Annotated in this window: 27 protein-coding genes and 1 tRNA gene; 25 read left to right on the top strand and 3 right to left on the bottom strand. The window is 50.6% G+C overall.

Annotation, left to right across the window (positions count from 1 at the left end; genetic code table 11):
- Window positions 1-58: 58 nt before the first annotated feature.
- The 7 genes from ACGTIC_RS09960 to gatB all read left to right on the top strand — a co-directional run bounded on the left by ACGTIC_RS09960 (window position 59) and on the right by gatB (window position 6826).
- Entirely contained in the window at window positions 59-352 is a 294-nt protein-coding gene (locus ACGTIC_RS09960) for a DUF2325 domain-containing protein (RefSeq protein ID WP_059075987.1), read from the top strand.
- 82 nt (window positions 353-434) lie between these two features.
- On the top strand, window positions 435-677 hold the full coding sequence (locus ACGTIC_RS09955; RefSeq protein ID WP_075581141.1) for a ferrous iron transport protein A: 243 nt from the start codon (window positions 435-437) through the stop codon (window positions 675-677).
- A gap of 5 nt (window positions 678-682) precedes the next feature.
- A complete protein-coding gene (feoB, locus tag ACGTIC_RS09950; RefSeq protein WP_075581140.1) occupies window positions 683-3124 on the top strand; it encodes a ferrous iron transport protein B in 2442 nt (813 codons plus the stop codon).
- Window positions 3125-3268: 144 nt separating this feature from the next.
- The gene (locus tag ACGTIC_RS09945; protein ID WP_113855760.1) at window positions 3269-3448 is read left to right on the top strand and encodes a FeoB-associated Cys-rich membrane protein; all 180 of its coding nucleotides are present in this window, start codon (window positions 3269-3271) and stop codon (window positions 3446-3448) included.
- Between the two features lie 173 nt (window positions 3449-3621).
- Window positions 3622-3912, top strand: coding sequence for an Asp-tRNA(Asn)/Glu-tRNA(Gln) amidotransferase subunit GatC (gene gatC / locus ACGTIC_RS09940; protein ID WP_059075991.1), 291 nt, complete (start codon window positions 3622-3624; stop codon window positions 3910-3912).
- A gap of 11 nt (window positions 3913-3923) precedes the next feature.
- Window positions 3924-5387 (top strand): Asp-tRNA(Asn)/Glu-tRNA(Gln) amidotransferase subunit GatA, encoded by a 1464-nt coding sequence (gene gatA / locus ACGTIC_RS09935; RefSeq protein ID WP_059075992.1) that lies wholly within the window; start codon window positions 3924-3926, stop codon window positions 5385-5387.
- Window positions 5387-6826 (top strand): Asp-tRNA(Asn)/Glu-tRNA(Gln) amidotransferase subunit GatB, encoded by a 1440-nt coding sequence (gene gatB / locus ACGTIC_RS09930; RefSeq protein WP_059075993.1) that lies wholly within the window; start codon window positions 5387-5389, stop codon window positions 6824-6826. The genes gatA and gatB overlap by 1 nt, the downstream gene beginning before the upstream one ends.
- 101 nt (window positions 6827-6927) lie before the next feature.
- Here gatB and tadA read toward each other — a convergent pair whose 3' ends face one another.
- The gene (tadA, locus tag ACGTIC_RS09925) at window positions 6928-7401 is read right to left on the bottom strand and encodes a tRNA adenosine(34) deaminase TadA (RefSeq protein WP_059075994.1); all 474 of its coding nucleotides are present in this window, start codon (window positions 7399-7401) and stop codon (window positions 6928-6930) included.
- An 83-nt stretch (window positions 7402-7484) separates the two neighbouring features.
- On the opposite strand from tadA, the gene ACGTIC_RS09920 reads away from it, so the two are divergent.
- On the top strand, window positions 7485-8150 hold the full coding sequence (locus ACGTIC_RS09920) for a trimeric intracellular cation channel family protein (protein WP_059075995.1): 666 nt from the start codon (window positions 7485-7487) through the stop codon (window positions 8148-8150).
- 82 nt (window positions 8151-8232) lie between these two features.
- Window positions 8233-10071 (top strand): DUF4127 family protein, encoded by a 1839-nt coding sequence (locus tag ACGTIC_RS09915; RefSeq protein WP_394542131.1) that lies wholly within the window; start codon window positions 8233-8235, stop codon window positions 10069-10071.
- Window positions 10072-10204: 133 nt separating this feature from the next.
- On the opposite strand, the gene ACGTIC_RS09910 is transcribed toward ACGTIC_RS09915, so the two are convergent.
- Together ACGTIC_RS09910 and ACGTIC_RS09905 are read right to left on the bottom strand one after the other, a co-directional pair.
- Window positions 10205-10843 carry a YigZ family protein gene (locus tag ACGTIC_RS09910; protein WP_113855762.1) on the bottom strand — a complete coding sequence of 213 codons (639 nt, stop codon included), beginning with the start codon at window positions 10841-10843 and terminating at the stop codon, window positions 10205-10207.
- Between the two features lie 69 nt (window positions 10844-10912).
- Window positions 10913-10989 (bottom strand) — tRNA-Val (locus ACGTIC_RS09905).
- Window positions 10990-11182: 193 nt separating this feature from the next.
- Between ACGTIC_RS09905 and cobU the strand changes: the two genes are divergently transcribed.
- The 16 genes from cobU to ACGTIC_RS09825 all read left to right on the top strand — a co-directional run bounded on the left by cobU (window position 11183) and on the right by ACGTIC_RS09825 (window position 22426).
- Complete coding sequence (gene cobU / locus ACGTIC_RS09900) at window positions 11183-11761, top strand: bifunctional adenosylcobinamide kinase/adenosylcobinamide-phosphate guanylyltransferase (protein ID WP_113855763.1); 579 nt, start codon at window positions 11183-11185, stop codon at window positions 11759-11761.
- Entirely contained in the window at window positions 11758-12489 is a 732-nt protein-coding gene (gene cobS / locus ACGTIC_RS09895; RefSeq protein WP_059075999.1) for an adenosylcobinamide-GDP ribazoletransferase, read from the top strand. Before cobU ends, cobS begins: the two co-directional genes overlap by 4 nt.
- Before the next feature lie 70 nt (window positions 12490-12559).
- A complete protein-coding gene (locus ACGTIC_RS09890; RefSeq protein ID WP_257536498.1) occupies window positions 12560-13225 on the top strand; it encodes a histidine phosphatase family protein in 666 nt (221 codons plus the stop codon).
- Window positions 13226-13234: 9 nt separating this feature from the next.
- Window positions 13235-13960 carry a pseudouridine synthase gene (locus ACGTIC_RS09885; RefSeq protein ID WP_113855764.1) on the top strand — a complete coding sequence of 242 codons (726 nt, stop codon included), beginning with the start codon at window positions 13235-13237 and terminating at the stop codon, window positions 13958-13960.
- 74 nt (window positions 13961-14034) lie between these two features.
- Window positions 14035-15099 (top strand): Xaa-Pro peptidase family protein, encoded by a 1065-nt coding sequence (locus tag ACGTIC_RS09880; protein WP_059076001.1) that lies wholly within the window; start codon window positions 14035-14037, stop codon window positions 15097-15099.
- 16 nt (window positions 15100-15115) lie between these two features.
- Window positions 15116-15673, top strand: coding sequence for an elongation factor P (gene efp, locus ACGTIC_RS09875; protein WP_059076002.1), 558 nt, complete (start codon window positions 15116-15118; stop codon window positions 15671-15673).
- Between the two features lie 77 nt (window positions 15674-15750).
- The gene (locus ACGTIC_RS09870; protein WP_059076003.1) at window positions 15751-16122 is read left to right on the top strand and encodes an Asp23/Gls24 family envelope stress response protein; all 372 of its coding nucleotides are present in this window, start codon (window positions 15751-15753) and stop codon (window positions 16120-16122) included.
- Window positions 16119-16424, top strand: a complete 306-nt coding sequence (locus ACGTIC_RS09865; protein WP_075581134.1) for an Asp23/Gls24 family envelope stress response protein — start codon at window positions 16119-16121, stop codon at window positions 16422-16424. The genes ACGTIC_RS09870 and ACGTIC_RS09865 overlap by 4 nt, the downstream gene beginning before the upstream one ends.
- A gap of 12 nt (window positions 16425-16436) precedes the next feature.
- Window positions 16437-16871, top strand: coding sequence for a transcription antitermination factor NusB (gene nusB, locus ACGTIC_RS09860; protein ID WP_059076005.1), 435 nt, complete (start codon window positions 16437-16439; stop codon window positions 16869-16871).
- Window positions 16872-16877: 6 nt separating this feature from the next.
- Window positions 16878-17831 carry a peptidase gene (locus ACGTIC_RS09855; protein WP_113855765.1) on the top strand — a complete coding sequence of 318 codons (954 nt, stop codon included), beginning with the start codon at window positions 16878-16880 and terminating at the stop codon, window positions 17829-17831.
- A complete protein-coding gene (xseA, locus tag ACGTIC_RS09850; RefSeq protein ID WP_113855766.1) occupies window positions 17828-19054 on the top strand; it encodes an exodeoxyribonuclease VII large subunit in 1227 nt (408 codons plus the stop codon). Before ACGTIC_RS09855 ends, xseA begins: the two co-directional genes overlap by 4 nt.
- A complete protein-coding gene (gene xseB / locus ACGTIC_RS09845; protein ID WP_059076008.1) occupies window positions 19020-19271 on the top strand; it encodes an exodeoxyribonuclease VII small subunit in 252 nt (83 codons plus the stop codon). The genes xseA and xseB overlap by 35 nt, the downstream gene beginning before the upstream one ends.
- A complete protein-coding gene (locus ACGTIC_RS09840) occupies window positions 19268-20152 on the top strand; it encodes a polyprenyl synthetase family protein (RefSeq protein ID WP_059076009.1) in 885 nt (294 codons plus the stop codon). Before xseB ends, ACGTIC_RS09840 begins: the two co-directional genes overlap by 4 nt.
- A 12-nt stretch (window positions 20153-20164) precedes the next feature.
- Window positions 20165-20968 carry a TlyA family RNA methyltransferase gene (locus ACGTIC_RS09835; protein ID WP_113855767.1) on the top strand — a complete coding sequence of 268 codons (804 nt, stop codon included), beginning with the start codon at window positions 20165-20167 and terminating at the stop codon, window positions 20966-20968.
- Between the two features lie 8 nt (window positions 20969-20976).
- The gene (locus ACGTIC_RS09830; RefSeq protein WP_059076011.1) at window positions 20977-21849 is read left to right on the top strand and encodes an NAD(+)/NADH kinase; all 873 of its coding nucleotides are present in this window, start codon (window positions 20977-20979) and stop codon (window positions 21847-21849) included.
- Entirely contained in the window at window positions 21842-22426 is a 585-nt protein-coding gene (locus ACGTIC_RS09825) for a class I SAM-dependent methyltransferase (RefSeq protein ID WP_059076012.1), read from the top strand. Before ACGTIC_RS09830 ends, ACGTIC_RS09825 begins: the two co-directional genes overlap by 8 nt.
- Window position 22427 lies beyond the last annotated feature (1 nt).

Below are 22427 nucleotides of genomic sequence, written 5' to 3'. Positions count from 1 at the left end.
CAATAAAGAGAGGATGTGTGAGTATTATTTACGGAGCCTGAGAAGGGAAGCGATGTAAATGAGTGTTGTCATTGTAGGTGGAAATGATTGTATGGTTTGCCAGTACAAAAGTATTTGTAAAAAGTTTGATTATAAGGCAAAAGTATTTACCCAGGTACCAAGCGATTTCAAATCAAAAATCGGTTCGCCCGATCTGGTAGTACTGTTTACGAGTACCGTGTCCCATAGAATGGTACATTGTGCTGTGAAGGAAGCTCAGCGCAAGAACGTAGAAGTCGTTCGTTCCCATACGAGCAGTTCAAGCGCTTTAAAGTCTATATTACAGGCTCGTGCTGAGCGATGTGCATTGTAAATCTCCATTACAGGCCTGAACGGCATCCGCCGTCCGGGCCTGTAATATGGGCAATGGACAGTGGTAAAGGAGGTGTCAGATCATGAACATTGTCAAACTGGCGGATATGAAACCCGGTGTCAGCGGTGTAGTAGAAGCACTGAAAGGACATGGGAATATTCAGCATCGTCTCGTTGATATGGGCGTCGTCAAGGGATCCCATATCACAGTAGTAAAAGTTGCGCCTTTGGGCGACCCCGTTGAAGTCAAGGTCAAAGGGACCGCGCTGGCACTGAGAAAGAATGAAGCAGCTATGATCAGTGTAGCTGTCGGAGGAGGTCATTAGTAGTCATGGATAATGCAGGAACTATCAAGGTTGCCCTCGCCGGCAATCCGAACTGCGGAAAGACGACAATTTTTAATAATATTACTGGTGCAAAACAGCATGTCGGCAATTACCCCGGTGTTACGGTAGAAAAGAAGGAAGGCCGTTGCAATTATGACAATCATAGCCTTTTGTTCGTCGATCTTCCCGGTACGTACAGCTTGACAGCCCGTTCTCTGGATGAAGTCGTTGCAAGAAATGTTATTATTAATGAAAAACCGGACATCATCGTAAACGTCTTGGACGCTTCTAACCTGGAACGGAATCTGTATCTGGCAGCCCAAATCATTGAATTGGGGCGGCCTGTCGTCATCGGTCTGAACATGATGGATATTGCCGAACGCATGGGTGCCCAGATCGATTTGAAAAAACTGGGTGAACAGCTGGGAGCTACAGTGGTTCCTCTCGTAGGCAGTAAAAATAAAGGGACCCAGGAATTATTGCAAGCCGTCATGAATGTAGCCCAGAAAGAAGAAACAGTAAAGAACGCAAACGTCGATTACGGCCCCGACTTGGAACCAGCCATCACCAGCCTGGAAGATATGATCCAGAAGACAGGCATTATCCAATATCCTGTACGCTGGCTGGCAATCAAACTTTTGGAAAATGACAGTGATGTCGTCAGCAAGGTAAAGGCCATCGATGGAACGGAAGGCATCCTGGCCATGGCCCATACGCTGCGGGATTCCCTGAAGAATAAAGTAGATCTGGAATTCTGCTTTGCTGAATACCGCCACCGTTTTGCTGTACAGGCTTATAATAATGCCGTTATTAAACCGGGTACGACGGACTCCCTGTCGGATAAAATCGATAGTGTCCTGACAAACCGCTTCCTGGGCATTCCTATTTTCCTCGGCCTCATGTGGCTCATGTTCGTTGTCGTCATCAATCTTGGCGCATATCCTCAGGACTGGCTGGATACAGGCTTTGGCATGCTCGGCGACTGGTGCAATGATGTGATTGAAGACGAACAGCTTCGTTCCCTCGTCGTTGATGGTGTTATTGGCGGTGTCGGTTCTGTACTTTCGTTTGTACCGCTTATTGTACTGTTGTATTTATTCATCAGTCTGCTGGAAGACACGGGATATATGGCCCGTGCAGCTTTCCTTATTGACCGGGCTATGCGTGCCCTGGGCCTCCATGGGAAATCGTTCATACCGATGATCCTTGGCTTTGGCTGCAACGTTCCTGGTATTATGGCCGCCCGTACACTGGACAATGAAAAAGACCGTCTGGTCACCATTATGGCCTGCCCCTTTATGAGCTGTGGTGCCCGCCTGCCTGTGTATACACTTTTGATTGCGGCTTTCTTCGGTGCTTCCGGCCACGGCGGTACGGTCCTCTTCGGCATATATCTGCTGGGGATTATCGTTTCCGTATGCGTCGCGCTGGTACTCCGCCATACAGCGTTTAAGGGCGAACAGGAACCGTTTGTCATGGAATTGCCGCCTTATCATATCCCGACGCTCAAAGGCGTTCTGACCCATATGTGGGAACGCACCGTATTGTACCTCAAAAAAGCCGGTACATTCATTCTTGGCGCTTCCATTCTGGTATGGTTCCTCACGGCCTATCCGATGGATGTAGAATACAGCCAGGATTACGATGCGGCCAAAGAAGCCGTAACGGCCCAGATGGAAGAAACTCAAGCCAGCATCCTGACCGGGTATGGCCTTTCTGACATAGAAGATAATGCTGAATTGAACGATATGTATGAAGCCATGGTAGCAGCAGCTGACGAAGCAGCCGATGAAGCCGACGAAGACGAAGCGGATACAGGTAACTCCCTGAATCCGGCTGCGGCTCTGAGTTCTGTTGAAGATCAGGTCAAGAATTCGGAAGAAGCAGAAAATACGCTGTTCATGGGTAAATACCCAGACAGCTTTGCCGATCTCCAGGAACAGAACCCGACTGTATTTGCACAGGCCCTGCCTTTGTTTGATGCCAAAGCAGAAGCCGATGATGCAACAGCCAAACTCGAAGACCAGCAGAATGCCGAAAAACTGGAACAGTCCTATGCGGCCCGCATCGGCCATTTCGTCGAACCGGTTATCCAGCCCCTTGGCTTTGACTGGAAAATCGGCGTAGGCCTCATTGCCTGCACGGCTGCCAAGGAAGTTATGGTTTCGACACTGGGTACGATTTACAGCGTCGGTGGTGATGATACGCATGAATCGGGCATCGTCGCTTACCTGAGAGACGACCCGGACTTCAATCCGGCCGTAGCCCTCTCATTGATGGTATTTTGCCTGCTGTACATGCCCTGCGTTGCAGCAATGGCCGTCATCAAACGTGAAACCGGTTCCTGGAAAATGCTCCTCGCCGTCGATGGCATGTGCCTCGTATTTGCTTATATTGGTGGTTTTATTACCTATCATCTGGCACTCTTTGCCGGACTGGGTGTATAATACGAATGCGATTCACCATTCTCGTTTTTGAAATTAACTATTGATTTTATAATGGGAATAATGATATACTTAGGGCGCCGGAAGGCGTCCTAAGTGTCTATTATCATTTCAGAATTGAACGATACAGAAAGGTTGTGATCTTGTATGAGCATTGCAACGATTATTGTGGCACTTGTAGTATTGGCAGCTGCGTTTTACATCGGCCGTCATATCCGGGGGCTGTTCAAGGGAACGACCAGCTGTTGTGGCAGCAGTGGTTCCTGCAGTGGCAGCTGCCCGTCCTGCTGCACCCATCCTGAAAAAACAAGTTGGGAAAAGAAATAAGAATTGCATTTTCGAGCATTCTGAGAACATTTTCTCAAAATAGAACCGTAAAAAATCAGGAGTTCGTTTATTATAAGCGGCTCCTGATTTTTTTGTCCTGCAGATGACAAGAGGCACAATATGGGGTATAATCTAGATTGTTGAATATTATTATTAGTACAAGGAGTGTCCGTATGAAAATCAGTGCTGAAGAAATAAAGAAAATCGCACTGCTTTCCCGTCTTAATATCGAAGACGATCAGATTGAAGAAGTCGGGAAACAGCTGAATGACATTTTGGCTTATATGGACCTGTTAAATCAGGTTGATATCACGGATGTAGCGCCTACGGCTCACGCTGTATCTATGCGCAATGTCATGCGCGACGATGTGCCCCAGCCGTCCTTATCCAATGAAAAAGCGCTTTCTAATGCGCCGGAACCGGAAAATGGCTATTTTAAAGTTCCCAAAGTCATTCAGGATTGAGGAGGGATATTGTGGAAGCATTAACCATACATGCACTGCATGATAAACTCGTAAATAAAGAAATATCTGCTGTGGAGCTGACAGAAAAGTTTATTGCCCGTAAAGACACGGTGGAACCGGATATCAAAGCCTTTTTATCTGACAACCGGAAAAATGCACTGGAAGCAGCCGCCGCAGTCGATAAGAAAATCGCTGCCGGGGAAGCTATTGCGGATATGGCCGGTGTACCGGGAGCTATTAAGGATGTCATCTGCGTTGCCGGACAAAATACGACCTGTGGCTCGAAAATTCTGGAACATTTTAAATCGCCCTATAATGCGACGGTCATTGAAAAACTGAATGCCCTCGATTATATCAGCCTTGGCAAGACCAATATGGATGAATTTGCCATGGGCAGTTCAACGGAAAATTCGGCTTATCAGATTACCCATAATCCCTGGAATCTGGATTATGTACCAGGCGGATCGTCCGGCGGTTCGGCCGCTGCCGTAGCAGCTGGGGAAGCCGTCTGGTCACTTGGTTCGGATACGGGCGGATCGATTCGTCAGCCTGCTGCCTACTGTGGCCTCGTTGGCCTCAAACCGACATATGGTCTCGTTTCCCGTTATGGTCTGGTTGCTTACGGCTCGTCTCTTGACCAGATTGGGCCATTTACCAATGACGTAGAAGACTGCGCCATCGTCCTCAATGCCATTGCAGGGCACGATGCGAAGGACTCGACGTCTATCCCACAGGAAAAGAAAGATTATAAAAAAGCACTGATCAATGATGTCAAAGGCATGAAAATCGGCGTTCCGGAAGAATTCTTTGTAGAAGGCCTGGATGACCAGTGCCGCAAAGCCCTGGAAGAAGCCATTGATACCTATAAGAAGCTCGGTGCTGAAATCGTGCCGGTCAAAATGCCGCATATGAAATATGGTCTGGCTGCCTACTATATCATCGCTCCGGCAGAAGCCAGTTCCAATCTGGCACGGTACGACGGTGTTGGATTCGGATTCCGGGCAGATGGCACGGACATTGTCGATATGTACCGCAAGACCCGTACCGAAGGGTTTGGACCGGAAGTAAAACGCCGCATTATGCTGGGGACGTATGTCCTCAGTTCCGGTTACTATGATGCGTATTATCTGCGGGCTATGAAAGTACGTACTCTGGTAAAACAGGATTTCGACAATGCCCTTCGCACCTGTGATGTCCTGCTTACGCCGACCGCGCCGGATACGGCATTTAAAATCGGTCAGAATGACAATAATCCCCTGGCCATGTATTTAGGTGATGTCTGCACAGTTACACTGAATCTGGCCGGCCTTCCGGGTATCAGCATTCCCTGTGGCTTCAAGAACGGTCTTCCCATTGGCATGCAGCTCATTGGCAAGGCTCTTGATGAAGAAACACTGCTGCGCGTTGCCTATACATTTGAACAAAACCGCACGGACCTGAAGAAGCCGCTGCCCATGGGGGAGGTTGAACTCTGATGAAATATGAATCCGTTATTGGCCTGGAAGTCCATGTCGAACTAAAAACAAAAACAAAAATTTTCTGCGGCTGCTCCACTGAATTCGGTGCCCAGCCCAATACGCACGTATGCCCGGTCTGCCTGGGCCTTCCGGGAAGCATGCCTGTTCTCAATAAGGAAGTTCTCCATTATGCCGTAAAGGCCGGATTGGCACTTCACTGCGATATCCTGCCGTTCAGCAAATTCGACCGTAAGAATTATTACTATCCCGATTTGCCAAAGAATTTCCAGACATCCCAGTATGATCTGCCTATCTGCCTCAATGGCTATATCGATATCGAAGTCGGAGGCAAGACACGCCGCGTTCATCTGACCCGTATCCATATGGAAGAAGATGCAGGTAAACTGGTCCATAGCGGCGCTTCTATCGACACATCGGATACGACCTTCGTCGATTACAACCGTACCGGCGTGCCCCTGCTGGAAATCGTATCCGAACCGGATCTGCGCAGTGGGGAAGAAGCCCGGGCTTATCTGGAAAAACTCCGTTCTATCATGCAGTATCTCGGCGTATCTGACTGCCGTATGGAAGAAGGCAGCATGCGCTGTGATGCCAATATTTCCGTACGCCCCGTCGGCAGTGATAAACTGGGGACGAAGACGGAAATTAAAAATATCAATTCCTTCAGTGGTGTCCAGAAGGGGATTGAATACGAAGCGGTCCGTCAGGCCCAGATCCTCGATGAAGGCGGCACAATCCAGCAAGCGACCCGCGGCTGGGAAGAAGCCAAGGGTATTACGGTCCTGCAGCGTGTCAAAGAAGGCGATGCCGATTACCGTTATTTCCCGGAACCGGATCTGATTCCTATCGAAGTATCGAAGGAATATATTGAAAAAGTACGGGCTGAATTACCGGAAATGCCGGACGCACGGCGCCAGCGCTTCCAGGATGAACTGGGACTTCCCGAATACGATGCCAATCTCCTGACACTGGAAAAACAGACAGCCGACTATTTTGAAGATGTCGTCAAAGAAGGAATCGACGCCAAGACGGCTTCCAACTGGATGCTCGGCGAGTTTGCCAAAAAACTCAATGAAGAAGGTGTAACAGCCGATCAGGCTCCGGTCCGTCCGGCGGCGCTGGCAGGTCTCCTCAAACTCATTGCCAAAGGTACGATTTCCGGTAAGATTGCCAAGAAAGTCCTGCCGGAAATGTGGTCCAGCGGCAAGTCTGCCGACGATGTCGTCAAAGAACAGGGCTTGGTACAGATTACCGATACTGGTGCTATTGAAGAAATCGTCAAATCGGTCATTGCGGCCAATCCGCAGTCTGTCGCCGATTATAAAGCAGGTAAGAAGAAAGCTATCGGCTTCCTCGTCGGACAGGTCATGAAACAGACTAAGGGGCGGGCTAACCCGGGAGTTGTCAACCAGCTGCTCACGAAAAATCTGGAATAAGAAGCAGCGTTCATAGTACATACAATAAAGGACCATGCATGAAGTCTTCGGCTATCATGCATGGTCCTTTGCCTTATGTTTCGTCTGTTATGACGATTATCTCAGGGCTGTCCAGAATCACTTTTTTTTCGTTTTTTTCGGAAGAAATCTTTGAGGAGTGCGGCGCATTCATCGGCGCGGACGCCGGCTGTAATGGAAGCCCGGTGATTGAGAAGCGGACTGTCTGCCAGCTGGAACAGGGACCGTACGGCACCTGCCTTAGGGTCGGCGCAGCCGTAGACTACCCGGTCCAGACGGCTGTTGACGATGGCTCCGGCGCACATGGGACAGGGCTCACAGGTGACATAGAGCGTACAGCCCGATAAGCGCCACCGGCCGAGGGCGCGGCAGGCTTTTTCGATAGCCAGCAGTTCTGCATGGGCGGTGGCACAGGGCAGGCTTTCCCGCAGATTGTAGGCCCGGGCAATAGCTTTCTTCTGATAAATAATGACGGCGCCAATCGGGATTTCACCGACGGCATAGGCTGTTTTGGCTTCTTCCAGGGCTTTCCCCATATAAAATTCATCTTTTGTCATAATGATATCCTTGATTCTTTTTTGCATTCATGGTAGGTTACTATCAGATACACTGATTTTATTGTACAGGATGGTGGAATATAATGCAATCACTCTGGTGGCAGCTTTTCGATATTCTGGGGACCGTGGCCTTTGCCCTGTCGGGTGCACTGGTTGCCGTTTTGCGGCGCATGGACATATTTGGTATTTTCGTACTGGCCGCAGCGACTGCTGTCGGTGGCGGAATCGTACGTGACCTCATACTGGGACGCATTCCCCCGGCTTTTTTCCAGAATAGTATGTATTTCTGGCTGATCATTGCGACTATGGGAGTAACTATCTTTTTCCTGCGCTATATGGATACGCACCGCCGTCACCGCCTCATGCATGCATCTATCAACCTGTACCTTTTCTGTGATGCCATTGGACTCGGTTCGTTTACTGTCACGGGGACATTGCTGGGCTGTTATATGTTTCCCCATTATTGGGTTTTGTGCATTTCTCTGGGGCTGATTACGGCTGTCGGTGGTGGTATCATCCGTGATGTCCTGGCAGGCCGCATCCCGGCAACGCTGATTCAGGATGTCTATGCTACGGCTTCGTTTATCGGTGCCGTCGTCCTCTATGTCCTGTATATCCCCCTGGGCCAGGCAGCTGATGTGGCATCCATTATTTGTTTTGCTGTGACCGTTGGCGTCCGTCTCCTGGCCATCCGCTATCACTGGAATCTGCCAAGAGTCAAGCGGCGCAAGAGAGGACAGCGTTTTTGAAAGTATTTGCATGGAAGAGTATAAATCTGGTATAATGAACTGATAATTTTTTCTATTTCTGTGTATGTCAGAGGTGATAGTGTTGAATGGTTTTCGTAAGGTCTTAGGAGCTGTCGTCGTATCTTTGTGTTTGTGTTCAGGCCCGGCAGCGCTGGCCAAAACGATTTTATACGTGCCGCAGGACAACCGTCCCGTTGACTTTGCCTATACGGTCAGTACGGCAGAAGATGCCGGATATACGGTGATAACTCCGCCAGACCGGTATTTATCGGGGTCTAATTTCCAGGGTTCTCCCGATAAGCTTATGGAATGGGTAGAAGAAAATGCCGGCAAAGCCGATGCTATGGTACTGTCGGTGGATTCCCTGGTCTATGGGGGACTTGTCGATTCGCGCAAACATAACCTTTCTATGGATACTCTGCTGGCCCGTCTGGAAAAGGTAGAAAACCTGCACAGCAAGTTTGGCAAAGTGCCGATTTATGCTTTCAGTACAGTCATGCGCAGTCCCTGGGCCGGTGGCAAGGGCGTCGAACCGGATTACTATCTCAAATCCGGCAGTGACATTTATGAGCTGGCATCACTCCAGGCAAAGATGGATGAAGAAGGATTGACTCCGCAGGAACGGAATGACTGGTTCAGCATCATGCGCCGCGTCCCGGCCGAATATCTGCAGGACTGGTTCAGCTGCCGTAAGAAGAATATGGCCATCAACTATCGCCTCATTAGTGATGCCCGAAAAGGCATCTTTACCTATTACAGTCTCGGTCATGATGATAATTCTGTCCGTACCCAGTCGTCACTGGAATCGAAATATCTTGAACAAGCAGGAGCCGATATCCCGAAGACCAGTTTCGGGTCGTTCCCGGGCGCTGATCAGCTGGGGTTGCTGCTCATTACGCGGGCTAATAATGATTTTAATAATTATCATCCTAAAGTAACGGTCATCTATCCTCTCGGCGGGGGAGAAAAAACTGTGCCGAGTTACGACGGACAAGCTATAGGGAAGACGATTGCCGAACATATTGAAGCTATCGGCGGTACGATAACGGACAAGGAAAAGCCGGACCTGCTGCTGGCCGTCAATACGCCTCTTACGACATCGACGCGTGAATCGGGGAATTTTGAAAATTTCCCCATCATGCTGGACTCGACGCGGACATTCCTCACACAGATAGAAAAGGCTATGGCCCAGAATATACCAGTCAGCCTCGTCGATATGGCCTTTTCCAACGGGTCAGATAATACGCTGATATATGGTTTATATAAGGATAAGATGATGTATCAGCTGGCGGCATATAATGGATGGAATACAGCCAGCAATTCTGTCGGATATGGTATATCTCAGGGGATTCTGGCCCGGTATATGTCTCCCGATGCCCATCAGCGCATGCTGACGACCCAGTATCTGGACAACTGGGCGTATCAGGCCAATGTCCGGGATTATATTTACCGGATACAGCAGAAGGTAGAGGCCAATACAGAGCAGAAGTATTATCCGACGGTGATGAGCGAAATGCAGAGCCGTACGAAAGAACAGCTCCAGCGGTATGCCCAGACATATCTGGGCATCGATCCCCGTACTGTCAATGTCACATTCCCGTGGAACCGGCTGTTTGAAGTCTACGTCGATGTTCATTCTCAGCCGGATGTAAGTCTGGAAAGTGATGTCCGGCAGGGACTGCGCCAGAAAGAACTGGACCGTCTGGCGGCCCAGCAGGAAGCAGCCCGCAAGGCTCTGGAAGCAGAAAAACAGAAAACGGTTAAAGATAAAAATGCCAAGATAGATCCGAAAGTAAAAGAAGAACTGGAACAGGCTGAACAGGCTGCGCGGGAACAGTACGAAGCAGAGTTGCAATCCCAACAGCTGGCCCGGGAAGAAGAACAGGCCCAGAATAACCGGACCTGGGTTCCCAAAGACTAGGACAGAAGAAGGTAGTTTACAGATTGTAGTTTTTGAAAAAACGGGTGCAGAAGGGACAATATGAACCAGCAAAAAGCCCATGGATGTGTACGATGAAAGGTGTACATATCCATGGGCTTTTTTGCTGGCTTTGTTAAGTTCGTGCGATGGGGATGACTTTCGTTTTTTCGGTCTTGCAGATAGCGTTGCCATTAGTCGCATTTGTAATGGCCTGGATTGCCGGACCGGCCTGCTCTTCCGGAATTTCCAGAGTAAATGTGACGTCAGAGGCAAAGGAACGGTCTGCAATGCGAACGGCATACGATGGGACCAGACGTTCTATGACGCTCACAAAGGAATAGGGGAAGGAAACATTTACGACCTGATAAGGGAGATAGTCGGCAATTTCCGCTGCTTCCAGACCGAGGGTTACACAATGGCTGTAAGCCCGTATCAGGCCGCTGGCACCGAGCTTGATGCCGCCGAAATAGCGGGTGACGACAACAACGGTGTTGGTGATGCTGTTTTTTTTCAGTACTTCCAGCATCGGGCGGCCAGCTGTTCCCGACGGTTCTCCGTCGTCACTGGATTTCTGGATGGCGCCGGCAGGACCAATCTGATAGGCATAACAATTGTGCCGGGCATCCCAGAATTCCTTGCGCCGGGCTTCGATGAAAGCAGATGCTTCCTCTTCGCAGGTCACTTCTCTGAGATGGACGAGAAAACGGGATTTTTTTATGGTATATTCTGTTTCGGCACTGCCATAAACGGACGTAATATGCGGACTGGTCATAATCGGATTTCCTCGCAAATTATAAATGTGTATAAAAAAGCCGCCGGAATCCGGCGGCCTTAGTTTCATTGGTGGGAATAGTTGAATTCGAATCAACGACCTTCACGATGTCAACGTGACGCTCTAACCAACTGAGCTATACCCCCATGCGACTTGTTTAGTATACTCAATTTCACACGTATTGTCAAGTATCTTTGAAGAAAAAATAAAATTTTTTTTCAAAGATACTTACAGTCTGTACACGGCAAATCCTGCGGCTATGGCAGCGAGAAAACGTGTTGGCAGAGGTATCCTATCAGTAGTATAATATGTCTATCGTGCTGGAAAGGGGGAGAAAAAATGGCCCGCATTGTATTGGTTACAGGAGGCGCCCGCAGTGGCAAGAGTCAGTTTGCCGAGCAATATCTGGAGGCGTGTCCCGGACGGCATGGGTATATTGCAACGGCCCGGGTCCTGGATGATGAAATGGCAGACCGGGTGGCCCGTCACCGCAGCCGTCGTCCGGCGTCGTGGCAGACCTTTGAAGTACCGTCTGGACTGGGAAATCAGATTGACCATATTTTACAGCAGACTGATAACATCCTGCTTGATTGTCTGACCCTGTATTTTTCTAATTTCCTGCTGCAGCGTGACGGAGATGATTTCTCCCATATCCTGAAAGAAGCAGAGAACGAATGGGACGGGGTGCTGCGGGCCGTGCGTCAGAGCGGGGATGGTGTCTTCGTCGTTGTTACCAATGAACTGGGATCGGGCATCGTCCCCATGGCAAAAGTGAGCCGCCAGTACCGTGATCTCATCGGTTTCCTGAATCAGCATACCGCTGCGGAAGCAGATGAGGTGTATCTGAGTGTATGTGGCATTACTATGGAAATTAAAAGCCGGCAGGTCCATCTTCCATTGCGGGAGGAACGGCCATGACGAGTTTTCTCATTGCCCTCCAGTTCCTGACGCGGATACAGCTGGCCCGGCATCTGACCTGGACGAATGAGGCCTTTGGCGCGTCACTGCGATGTTTTCCGCTGGTGGGAGGCTGTATCGGCCTGTTCCTGTGCCTGTGCTGGTTTGCTGCAGGTCTGGCCCTGACTGGGTTTTACCGGGCCGTGTGTGTCATTATTGCCTGGTTCCTGATTACGGGAGGCCTTCACGCCGACGGATTCATGGACACGGCTGACGGTCTGTTTTCCGGACGAAGCCGGGAACGGATGCTGGAAATCCTGAAAGACAGCCGGGTCGGATCCAATGGCGTCATGGCTTTCTTTTTTCTGGCATTGCTGAAAATTTGCTTTCTGGCAAACATTGAAGGACCGGCAGTCTATGCGGCACTCCTCGGCATCCCCGTGGCAGCACGCTATGGCACGCTCGTGAGTGTGCTGGAATTCCCCTATGCCCGTCCGGAGGGGTTGGGAAAGGCCTTTGCCGCCTATGCACCGCCGCGTACCCTGGCTTTGGGATTTCTGGCAGCTCTGCCGCCAGTTCTAATGGGAGGTTTTTTGTACCTGACTCTCTTAGGGACAGCTATAGCGGCCAGCCTGATACTCAATACCTACATCGTGAAGCATCTCGGCGGCGTCACGGGAGATACGTATGGCGCCGTTACCGAAAGCAGTGAATTGTTGTTACTTGGCCTCTGTGCCGCTATATATTAACCATTTTCTCCAGAATCTCCCGCTTTTATAAGCAGGAAAGGATTCATCATAGATTACAGGAAAGGACCGAATGGACATGATCAAGCTTTATCTCGTTCGTCATGGTGAAACCGATGGTAATTCCCAACAGTGGTTCCAGGGCGCATCAGACGTACCGCTCAATGCCACAGGGATAGAACAGGCCCGGCGCCTGAGCCGCTTTATGAAGGATATTCATTTTGATGCCATCTATACCAGCACGCTGTCGCGGGCTTATACGACAGCCCAAATCATTGCAGAGCCACACCAGCTGCCGGTACAGCAATATCCGGAACTGAGGGAAATCAGTTTTGGTGTATGGGAACGCCATACCTATGATGAAATCACCAAACAATGGCCGGGAGAAATTGAAGCTTTTTATGCATCTGAAGGTAAAATGCGGGCCCGGGGCGGTGAATCGTTCCTCGAAGTGCGGGACCGTATTACGGCCAAGACGAAAGAGTTACTTAGTCACCATGCAGACGGGGATTCCATTATGATCGTCTCACATGGTGCAGCTATCCGCTGTTTGTTGTTTGGCCTGCTGGAACTGGATTTCCGCAAGCTCTGGTGTTTTCAGCAGTATAATACGGCTTTTACGATTATTGAATATTATGGCAGCCGCAGTGTCATGACTCTCATGAATTGTACCCAGCATCTGGAAGGGATGAAAGGGTATGAACCACAATGGTATGGGCGGCAGCATAATGTCATGTAGGAGAAGGTCATGGCAAATACGATACGTCTTGATAAATTACTGGGCCATACGGGATGGGGAACCAGAAAAGAAATAAAGGAATTGTGCCGGTCTGGCGCCGTAGCCGTAAATGGTATATCCTGCAGAGACAGCAGCCGGAAGGTCCAGCCGGGCCGTGATGCGGTAACGGTCAAGGGACGGGCTGTATCTTACGAAGAATTTTATTATCTCATGCTCTATAAGCCAGAAGGTGTCCTGTCGGCGACAGAAGATCCCCGTGCACAGACGGTCATCGACCTGCTGCCCCAGCAGTTTTCTGGTGCCGGCCTGTTTCCCGTCGGGCGTCTGGACAAAGACACGACGGGGCTGCTGCTTCTCACCAATGATGGACAGTGGGCTCATCGCATCACATCTCCCAAAAAGCATGTTCCCAAAGTATATATAGCCCGCGTAGCCGGATGTATCCCTGAGGATATAGGGGAACGCTTCGCCGCAGGACTGGTCCTGGACGATGGATTAGTCTGTCTGCCGGCAAAAGCGGTCCGGTCGGGAGAACAGGAGTTGACCATCACTGTGCAGGAGGGAAAATTCCATCAGGTCAAACGTATGTGTGCTGCTGTAGGACTTACAGTAGAAGCATTGTATCGTATGCGCATCGGTAAAGTCATTCTTGACAGGGCATTGACGCCCGGTGCATGGCGTCCTCTCACGGAAACAGAGCGGGAAGCTGTATTCGCATCGTCCGGAACGGATTGAGTGAGAATTTTTCCTTTTCAACGTCTCTGTTATATGATATGATAAGGTGTAGACTGAAAAAATCAGGTGATAGCATGATTGGAGAAAGAATAGACCGGCTGCGCCAGTTCCTCCGTGAACACGTGGCAGACGGCGTCATCATTATGCAGCCAGAAAATCTTCGCTACTTCAGCGGCTTTACCGGCGGGGAGGGAGCACTTGTCGTGACTGGCGCAACAGCCGTTCTCTGGACTGACTCGCGTTATACGGAACAGGCTGCTGGTCAGTCTGGTACGTGGTATACCATTGGCAACCATCAGGGCCGGCTGGCAGAATGCATAGCCCGGAGCCTGCGCGAAGGCGGTGCCCAGGCTGTTGTATATGAAAGCAATTTCCTGACTCATATGATGTTTGAACAGATTGCAGATCAGACAGAATGTGGTTTTGAAGGGTATAACCTCAACGTCCTGCGCGCTGTCAAGGAACCGTTCGAACTGACGGCTACGCGGAAAGCCAGTGCCATTGCCGATCAGGCGTTTGCCGATCTTCTGCCGTACATCAAACCGGGAGTGACAGAAAAAGAACTGGCAGCCCGGCTGGAAAGCAATATGCTCCTTTCCGGGTCAGAAGAAAAATCGTTTACGACCATAGTCGCATCCGGTGTCCGCTCGTCTATGCCCCATGGCACGGCTAGTCCCAAGGTCATCGAAAAAGGAGATTTTGTCACTTTCGACTTTGGAGCAGTCTGGGAAGGGTATCATTCCGATATTACGAGGACCGTCGTTGTCGGTAACGCAAGCCGGGAACAGCGTGATTTCTACAATATGATCCTGGAAGCACAGAAAGAAGGCGTTGCCGCTGTCCGGGCCGGTGTCAGCCGGAAAGATGTCGATTTCATCGTCCGCAATTATTTTGCTGCCCGTCATGTATCACAGTATTTCACCCACTCCCTGGGGCATGGGACAGGGCTGGAAATTCATGAAGAACCGGTCTTGTCACCGCGCAGTACGGGTGTCCTGAAAGAAAATATGATAGTCACGGTAGAACCGGGGCTGTACATAGAAGGCAAATACGGGGTCCGCATTGAAGATTCCGTTGCCGTGACAGCCAATGGCTGTGAAATCTTAACCAAAACGCCAAAAGATTTGATGGAGTTATAGTAGGAGGAGTTAACAGATGATTACAAGTAATGATTTCAGACCAGGTGTAACGATTGAAATTGATGGCCAGGTATGGCAGGTTGTTGAATTCCAGCATGTAAAACCCGGCAAGGGCGCTGCTTTTGTCCGTGCCAAAATCAAAAACCTGGAAACCGGTTCTGTCGTTGAACGTACGTGGAATGCCGGTGAAAAAGTACAGGAAGGCCATGTAGACCGCCGTCAGATGCAGTACCTTTATGAAAACGAAGGCATGTACTGTTTCATGGATAATGAAACATACGAACAGCTTGAACTGAATAAAGATAGCCTCGGTGATGCTGTTAATTTCCTGAAAGAAGAAATGAACGTTTCTGTCATGATGTTCAAAGGAAAAGTCATTGGTATTGATCTTCCGGCTGCCGTCGAACTGAAGGTCATCCAGACAGATCCGGGCCTGCGTGGTGATACAGCTACAGGTGGCAGCAAACCGGCTACCCTTGAAACCGGCTATGTCGTCAAAGTACCTCTCTTCATCAACGAAGGCGAAGTTCTCCAGATCGATACCCGTACAGGGAACTATATCGGCAGAGCATAAGTTGTCATGGCAAGGGGCTGTCGTGAGAAGTGAAAGGCTTCTTGCGCCAGCCTCTTTTTTGTAGTCAGGTGACGCGTATGGAAACGACGAATCAAAATGACCTGGGCAGTATTCATATCAGTGATAAAGCTATCTCATCCATTGCTGCCAGGACGGCGGCCCTCGTGCCCCACGTCCATGCCCTGGATGCGACGCTGGCTGAATCGGCGGCCCGCCGCCTTGGGAGGGGCAGTCTGTCCCAGGGAGCCGTAACCCGTATCAGCGGCAATGCGGCAGAAATCACACTGCGGCTGATCGTGGAAAGCGGATACCGTATCCCCGATATAGCCCTCAAGGTGCAAAAAGCGGTCAAAGATGCGGTAGAACGCGATACGGGCTGCCAGGTCGACGCCGTCCATATTCTGGTTGCAGGTATCGTCTTCCCGGAAGATAAGGAGGCAGGGCAATGACTGGCGAAACAAAAGACATTGAATTTTTCGTCAACGATTCCGTATATGTCCAGGTCGTGTCATTGGCACTGCAAGAATTTTCTGACCTGATTCCTGCCAAAGGCCGAAATGTGAATGTGCACCAGCAGGAAGGAACGCTGACTGCTGATATCCACATCTATGGATACTACGGCGATAATTTGTGTGTACTGGCCAGGACTGTCCAGGAGCATGTGGCGGCAGCGCTGCAGGAAATGGCAGACCCGCAGACTCTGGAAGTCCATGTGACAGTCGATGATGTTGTATTGAAGGAACAATCCTGATAGGAGGTCCGCGTGAGCAGACATAGAGCACGCCAGAAGGCGTTAGAAATATTATTTTCCAGAGAATTCCATGGAAAAGATGACATTCAGTATCAAGAAGATGAAATCCTGAATTCTGTAAATGGAACAGATGATGAAGATACGCCGGTCGTACAGGATGAAGAAAATTATTGTGATTACCTGGTTACGACGACGACAGAGCATATGAATGAATTTGACCAGATTATCCAGTCTCTGGCAAAAGGGTGGGATGTATCCCAGATGAACCGGGCGGATAAGAACGTCATGCGTATGGCGTTATGTGAACTCCTATACCCGAAAGATGTGGATATGGCCGATGCGGTCATCCTCAACGAAGCCATTGAGCTGGCCAAAGAATTCAGTGGCCATAAGTCGTCCCGGTTCGTCAATGGCATTTTAGGGACGTACGTTCGTCAAAGGAAGTAAGAGGATATGAATCTCTATCTGGGAATCGACACAAGCTGCTATACTACATCAGTATGTCTTCTCGGAGAAGATGGACGTGTCGTACGGGATGAACGGCGTATCCTGACTGTACCCAGCGGTGGTCGTGGAATCTCCCAGTCTCAAATGGTCTATCAGCATACGCGGAATCTGCCGGAACTCATAGAACGGCTCCGCCCGGCGCTGGAAGGCAGCCGAATCGGGGCCATCGGGGTGACTCATCAGCCACGGCGCAGGGAAGATAGTTATATGCCGGCTTTTCTGGCCGGATGGGGTTGTGCACGCAGTCTGGCGGCTATGCTTCAGGTGCCGTTATACTGCATCAGTCATCAGGAAAATCATCTCCTGGCAGCCCTGAGGCCATTGGGAACGGTACCGGCGGATCCGTTTACGGGTCTTCATTTATCTGGCGGGACGACGGACCTTCTGTATGCCGTTGCTGATGAGGAGGGACTGTCCATTTCCCGCATTGGCGGGACCAGCGACATCAGTGCCGGACAGTTTATCGACCGCGTTGGTGTCGCCCTGGGATTTCCTTTCCCCGCAGGCGTGCATCTCGATGCCATGGCCCGGAAGGGAGATATGGACATCAAAGGGAGCCGCGTCTTTTGCCGCGATGGGGAAATCAGCTATTCCGGCCCGGAATCGCAGGCCCAGCGCCAGATAGCCGGTGGCACGGCCGATAGCTGTGCCATGAGCTGCTGGACGCTGAAGACCGTTTGGAACGGCCTTCAGGAACTGCTCGATGCAGGACTTGCCGGTGGCATGGATAAACTGGTTGCCGTAGGCGGCGTCATGAGCAACGGATTCCTCCGCAGCCAGCTGCTGCGTTATGCCGGCCGGCACCATGTCCGGGTCATCCTGGCCCCCGACGGATACAGCGCCGACAATGCCTCTGGCGCCGCATTCTGGGCATTCTGGAAGGAGAGGGGCCATTTATGAAATATGTATCGGTAACAGAGGTCGTACGGCGCATTAAAGATGATTTGCAGAGCGATTACCGCCTGCAGAGCATTGCCATGGAAGGCAGTATCATCGGCCTGAAGCGGGCGTCGAACGGCCATTATTATATGAATCTCCATGACGAAACGTGTTCTATCCGGGCCATTTTGTTCCGCAGTCGCGTAGGCCATTCTATGGATGGCGTGCGTGAAGGGGACCAGGTCGTAGTTATAGGGGCTATCAATGTCTATGAAAAAGGCGGCACTGTGTCCTTTATTATTGAAAAACTCTTTGCCCGTGGCGTAGGTACGCTGCAACAACAATATGAAAAGATCAAGAAAGAGTTATATGAGAAAGGATATTTTGCACCAGAGCACAAAAAAAATATCCCCCGGTTTCCCTGGACTGTCGGTGTCCTTACGTCGGCGACGGGGGCCGTCCTGCACGATATCCATAAAATAGCAGCTGAACGCAATCCCTACGTGGAGATTCGCTTGTTTCCTGTTCCCGTGCAGGGGGCAGGTGCCGAAACGGTCATTGCCAGGACTCTGGAAAAGGCCGGTAAGGATCGGAACCTCGACGTGCTCATTCTGGCCCGCGGCGGCGGTTCCATGGAAGACTTGTGGTGCTTTAATAGCCCACAGGTCGTACAGGCCATCTATGACGCTCAGGTACCGGTCATTACGGCTATCGGTCATGAGACCGATACGACACTGGCCGATTACGCTGCGGATGTGCGGGCTGCGACACCGACCCATGCGGCCGAACTGGCATTTCCCGACTTTGAAGAAATCCAGATGGACCTGGCAGCTATGGCAGACCAGGCGTATCAGTCTGTCATTCTGCACCTCGATCGTCTGGAACGGGAATTGGGGCGGACCGTAGCAGCGCTGCAGACCCGCCGCTATGATGCATTCCTTTCTATGAAGGATGAATCTGTATCCCAGCTGGTCCGTCTGGCCCGGCAGCATCTGGACCTGAAACTGACACGGGAAGCGGGGCGCCTGCAGGCTCTGAAAGCATCGCTCAGCGCTATGAATCCGGCCCTTCTGGTACGAAAAGGGTATGGGCAGCTGGAGCAGGGCGGTCATGTCCTCAAGGATATCCGTTCACTTGAGCAGAATCAGCTCTTGACGATACAACTCCTGGAAGGAACAATTTTAACGGAAATAAAAGAGGTAACAATCCATGGCAGCGACAAACGCAAAACTAAAAAACTTTGAATCGAATTATGCGACACTGGAAAAACTGGTGCAGGATTTGGAATCTCCGGATCTGACGCTGGCCCAGTCACTGGACTTGTTTGAAAAAGCTATCAAAGTATCCCAGTCCTGCGAAAGCGCGCTGGAATATGCCCGGCAGCGGGCCCAAGTCCTGGCAGATATGCAGAAAGGGCCGGATACAGATACGCTGACAGAGGAGGGAACGCTCGATTTATGACGATACAGGAGTATTTACAGGATAAAAAACAAATGGTCGATCAGCGTCTGGCAACACTGCTTCAGACGGATGTACCCCAGTTTTCCCGTTTATATGAATCCATGAATTACAGCCTCCTTGCCGGGGGCAAACGGCTGCGTCCCGTTTTATTCCTGGCGACGCTGGAAGCATTGGGAAAGAATCCGGCAGAGTATCTCGATGTGGCCTGTGCTCTCGAATGCGTCCATACGTATTCTCTAATCCACGACGACCTGCCCTGCATGGATAATGACGACCTGCGACGGGGCAAACCGACGAATCACGTCGTATATGGGGCGGGCCTGGCAACTCTGGCCGGGGACGGGCTTCTGACTTTTGCCTTTGAACTCATGGCACGCCAGACCCGGCTTGATGCAGATAAGCTGCGCCAGTGCATCGCTGTCTTTGCCAGAGCAGCCGGACCGGCCGGGATGGTCGGCGGTCAGGCCTTTGACCTGGAAAGCGAAGGAAATAAGTCTATTGGCCTTAAAGGACTGCAGCTTCTGCACCGGATGAAAACGGGCGTTATTTTTGAAGCCGCCATTGATCTGGCGGCCATTCTGGGTGACGCGACGGAAGAACAGCGGCGCATTTTCGATGCCTATGCCCTTCATATGGGACTGACATTCCAAATTACCGATGATATACTGGATTTCACAGGTGATGAAAAAACACTGGGCAAGCCGGTCGGCAGTGATGCCAGAAACAATAAGGCAACGTATGTTACGATTTTCTCTCTGCCGGAAGCCCGGCGCATGGCAGAACAGGCTGCTGCCAAAGCCGTCGGAGCCATACAGCCGCTGGGGGATGGCGCCTGGTTCCTGCGCGATCTGGTAACGTATATGCTGACACGGGTCAGCTGAGGAGGCGGGAGCATGCAGCATAAGGAACGACTGGATGTCCTGCTCGTAGAACGGGGCTTGTCGGAAAGCAGAGAAAAAGCGAAAGCGACCATAATGGCCGGCCTGGTATTCGTCGATGGTCAGCGTCTGGATAAGGCCGGGACCAAACTGTCTCCCGATGTAGACATAGTGGTCAAAGGAAATCCCATCCCCTATGTCGGCCGGGGCGGATTGAAATTGGAAAAAGCCATGGCTGTGTTCCCGATTGACCTTGCCGGCGTGACGATGATGGATATCGGTGCCTCGACAGGCGGTTTTACCGATTGTGCTCTCCAGAATGGCGCTGCCCGCGTCTACGCCGTCGATGTGGGCTATGGTCAGCTGGCATGGAAGCTGCGTACCGATGACCGGGTCATCAATATGGAACGGACCAATATCCGCAATGTGACCGTTGCCGATATCGGAGCTCCCGTCGATTTTATTTCTGTCGATGTATCATTCATTTCCCTGCTTAAAATCATGCCGGCGGCTTCTCAGCTGCTGCGTATGGGCGGCAACATGGTTACACTGATAAAACCGCAGTTTGAAGCCGGACGGGAGCATGTCGGAAAAGGTGGAATCGTCCGCGACGTCGCCGTGCATCGCGCGGTGCTCCGCCAGGTCATCAGTGGCATTGCCGGTTTTGGCATATCGCCGCTCATGCTGACTTTTTCTCCTATCAAGGGTGCCGACGGTAATATTGAATACTTGTTATACAGCCGTAAGGACGAACCATGCCACGATGATATTACGGACGACATCATTGATGATGTGGTCCGCCAGTCTCATGAAATGTAGGTGATACTATGCGCATCGGTATTTTTCCGAATCTGGTCAAAAAAGAGAGCACCCATGTGGTGCGCAAACTCATCGGATTATGTGAACATCATGAACTGCCCTATTTTCTGCCGGCTTATGTAGCACAGAGTACACAGGATTTTTATCATCATATCGATGCCGGCCACTTGCGCCCCCGTATGACCCTCTTTGATAATATTGACATCGCTATGGTGCTGGGCGGCGATGGCACGATTCTCAAACTGGCCAATCAATTTGCAGACAGGGGAATCCCTATCTGTGGTGTCAATCTGGGGTCGCTGGGGTTTCTCTATGAAGTAGAAACGCGGAATCTGGAACAGCGCTTCCATGACATACTGGAAGGACATTATTTTCTGGAAGAACGGATGATGCTCCATTCCGAACTGGATTATGAAGACGGGACGGTCCAGGTATTGCCCGATGCCCTCAACGATATCGTCATCGGCCATGGCAATGTAGGAAAGCTCATCCGCGTCGATATGAGCATCAACGACCATTTCGTACAGCAGTTCCCCGGTGACGGACTCATCGTATCGACACCGACGGGATCGACGGGGTATACATTTTCAGCCGGCGGCCCTATCGTATCGCCGGAAGTACGCTGCCTCATGGTGACGCCTATATGCCCGCATCTGCTCCTCAAAGTACCGCTGGTGCTGCATCATGAGGACCGGATTTCCCTGTCTGTTGCCAATAGCCGCAACGGCATCCGCATATCCGTCGATGGCATGATGGACCAGGAATTCACCAGGCATATGACCCTGCAGATTTACGAATCGGATAAAACGCTGAAGATGGTGCGATTCAGCAAAAACTATTTTTATAAAAATCTGTTTACAAAAATGATGGGAAATGATTGAAATGGAAGAGTATCTGTTAAAAAACGCTGTCAATGTGTCGCATATGTTGCTGGATCCGTTTATACCACGAGCCAGAGTACTCGTCGATATGACCTGTGGCAACGGGCACGATACGGCGTTTCTGGCAGCCCGTATGGCCCAGGATGCATCTCTATATGCATTTGACATCCAGGATAAGGCCATTGCATCGACACGGAAGCGTCTCTGTGATGAACGGCTTTTTTCAGACCGGGTACATTTGCTGCAGGGATCGCATGACCAGCTCCTGGAACAGATACCAGGTGTAGTGGATCTGATTGTGTTTAATTTAGGTTATCTGCCTTCTGGTGACCATTCTCTTCATACGACCAGTGAAATAACTGTAAAAGCTATAAAAATAGGCTTGCATAAAATTGCGAAAAATGGGATAATTATGTTAGCAGCGTATCCCGGAACTGATGCGGGAGCCGTAGAAGCAAATGCCGTCCGCGCCTATTTGCAGACGGTGCCCCAGAAAGACTATGATGTCTCTATGTGGCAGCCGCTGAACCAGATACATTGTCCACCGCAACTATATATTGTACAGAAAAGAGGGTAAT

This window comes from Megasphaera hexanoica, assembly GCF_043520715.1.
Classification (GTDB): Bacteria; Bacillota; Negativicutes; order Veillonellales; family Megasphaeraceae; genus Megasphaera; species Megasphaera hexanoica.
Note: the sequence above shows the minus strand (reverse complement) of the source record. Positions and strands in the feature narration are given on the sequence as shown.

What these genes read in the sequence shown, in the direction of transcription:
- ACGTIC_RS09960 (WP_059075987.1), top strand. Translation starts at nt 59, where the DNA reads ATGAGTGTTGTCATTGTAGGTGGAAATGATTGTATGGTTTGCCAGTAC.
- ACGTIC_RS09955 (WP_075581141.1), top strand. Translation starts at nt 435, where the DNA reads ATGAACATTGTCAAACTGGCGGATATGAAACCCGGTGTCAGCGGTGTA.
- feoB (WP_075581140.1), top strand. Translation starts at nt 683, where the DNA reads ATGGATAATGCAGGAACTATCAAGGTTGCCCTCGCCGGCAATCCGAAC.
- ACGTIC_RS09945 (WP_113855760.1), top strand. Translation starts at nt 3,269, where the DNA reads ATGAGCATTGCAACGATTATTGTGGCACTTGTAGTATTGGCAGCTGCG.
- gatC (WP_059075991.1), top strand. Translation starts at nt 3,622, where the DNA reads ATGAAAATCAGTGCTGAAGAAATAAAGAAAATCGCACTGCTTTCCCGT.
- gatB (WP_059075993.1), top strand. Translation starts at nt 5,387, where the DNA reads ATGAAATATGAATCCGTTATTGGCCTGGAAGTCCATGTCGAACTAAAA.
- tadA (WP_059075994.1), bottom strand. Translation starts at nt 7,401, where the DNA reads ATGACAAAAGATGAATTTTATATGGGGAAAGCCCTGGAAGAAGCCAAA.
- ACGTIC_RS09920 (WP_059075995.1), top strand. Translation starts at nt 7,485, where the DNA reads ATGCAATCACTCTGGTGGCAGCTTTTCGATATTCTGGGGACCGTGGCC.
- ACGTIC_RS09910 (WP_113855762.1), bottom strand. Translation starts at nt 10,843, where the DNA reads ATGACCAGTCCGCATATTACGTCCGTTTATGGCAGTGCCGAAACAGAA.
- cobU (WP_113855763.1), top strand. Translation starts at nt 11,183, where the DNA reads ATGGCCCGCATTGTATTGGTTACAGGAGGCGCCCGCAGTGGCAAGAGT.
- cobS (WP_059075999.1), top strand. Translation starts at nt 11,758, where the DNA reads ATGACGAGTTTTCTCATTGCCCTCCAGTTCCTGACGCGGATACAGCTG.
- ACGTIC_RS09890 (WP_257536498.1), top strand. Translation starts at nt 12,560, where the DNA reads ATGGACATGATCAAGCTTTATCTCGTTCGTCATGGTGAAACCGATGGT.
- ACGTIC_RS09885 (WP_113855764.1), top strand. Translation starts at nt 13,235, where the DNA reads ATGGCAAATACGATACGTCTTGATAAATTACTGGGCCATACGGGATGG.
- ACGTIC_RS09880 (WP_059076001.1), top strand. Translation starts at nt 14,035, where the DNA reads ATGATTGGAGAAAGAATAGACCGGCTGCGCCAGTTCCTCCGTGAACAC.
- efp (WP_059076002.1), top strand. Translation starts at nt 15,116, where the DNA reads ATGATTACAAGTAATGATTTCAGACCAGGTGTAACGATTGAAATTGAT.
- ACGTIC_RS09870 (WP_059076003.1), top strand. Translation starts at nt 15,751, where the DNA reads ATGGAAACGACGAATCAAAATGACCTGGGCAGTATTCATATCAGTGAT.
- ACGTIC_RS09865 (WP_075581134.1), top strand. Translation starts at nt 16,119, where the DNA reads ATGACTGGCGAAACAAAAGACATTGAATTTTTCGTCAACGATTCCGTA.
- ACGTIC_RS09855 (WP_113855765.1), top strand. Translation starts at nt 16,878, where the DNA reads ATGAATCTCTATCTGGGAATCGACACAAGCTGCTATACTACATCAGTA.
- xseA (WP_113855766.1), top strand. Translation starts at nt 17,828, where the DNA reads ATGAAATATGTATCGGTAACAGAGGTCGTACGGCGCATTAAAGATGAT.
- xseB (WP_059076008.1), top strand. Translation starts at nt 19,020, where the DNA reads ATGGCAGCGACAAACGCAAAACTAAAAAACTTTGAATCGAATTATGCG.
- ACGTIC_RS09840 (WP_059076009.1), top strand. Translation starts at nt 19,268, where the DNA reads ATGACGATACAGGAGTATTTACAGGATAAAAAACAAATGGTCGATCAG.
- ACGTIC_RS09835 (WP_113855767.1), top strand. Translation starts at nt 20,165, where the DNA reads ATGCAGCATAAGGAACGACTGGATGTCCTGCTCGTAGAACGGGGCTTG.
- ACGTIC_RS09830 (WP_059076011.1), top strand. Translation starts at nt 20,977, where the DNA reads ATGCGCATCGGTATTTTTCCGAATCTGGTCAAAAAAGAGAGCACCCAT.
- ACGTIC_RS09825 (WP_059076012.1), top strand. Translation starts at nt 21,842, where the DNA reads ATGATTGAAATGGAAGAGTATCTGTTAAAAAACGCTGTCAATGTGTCG.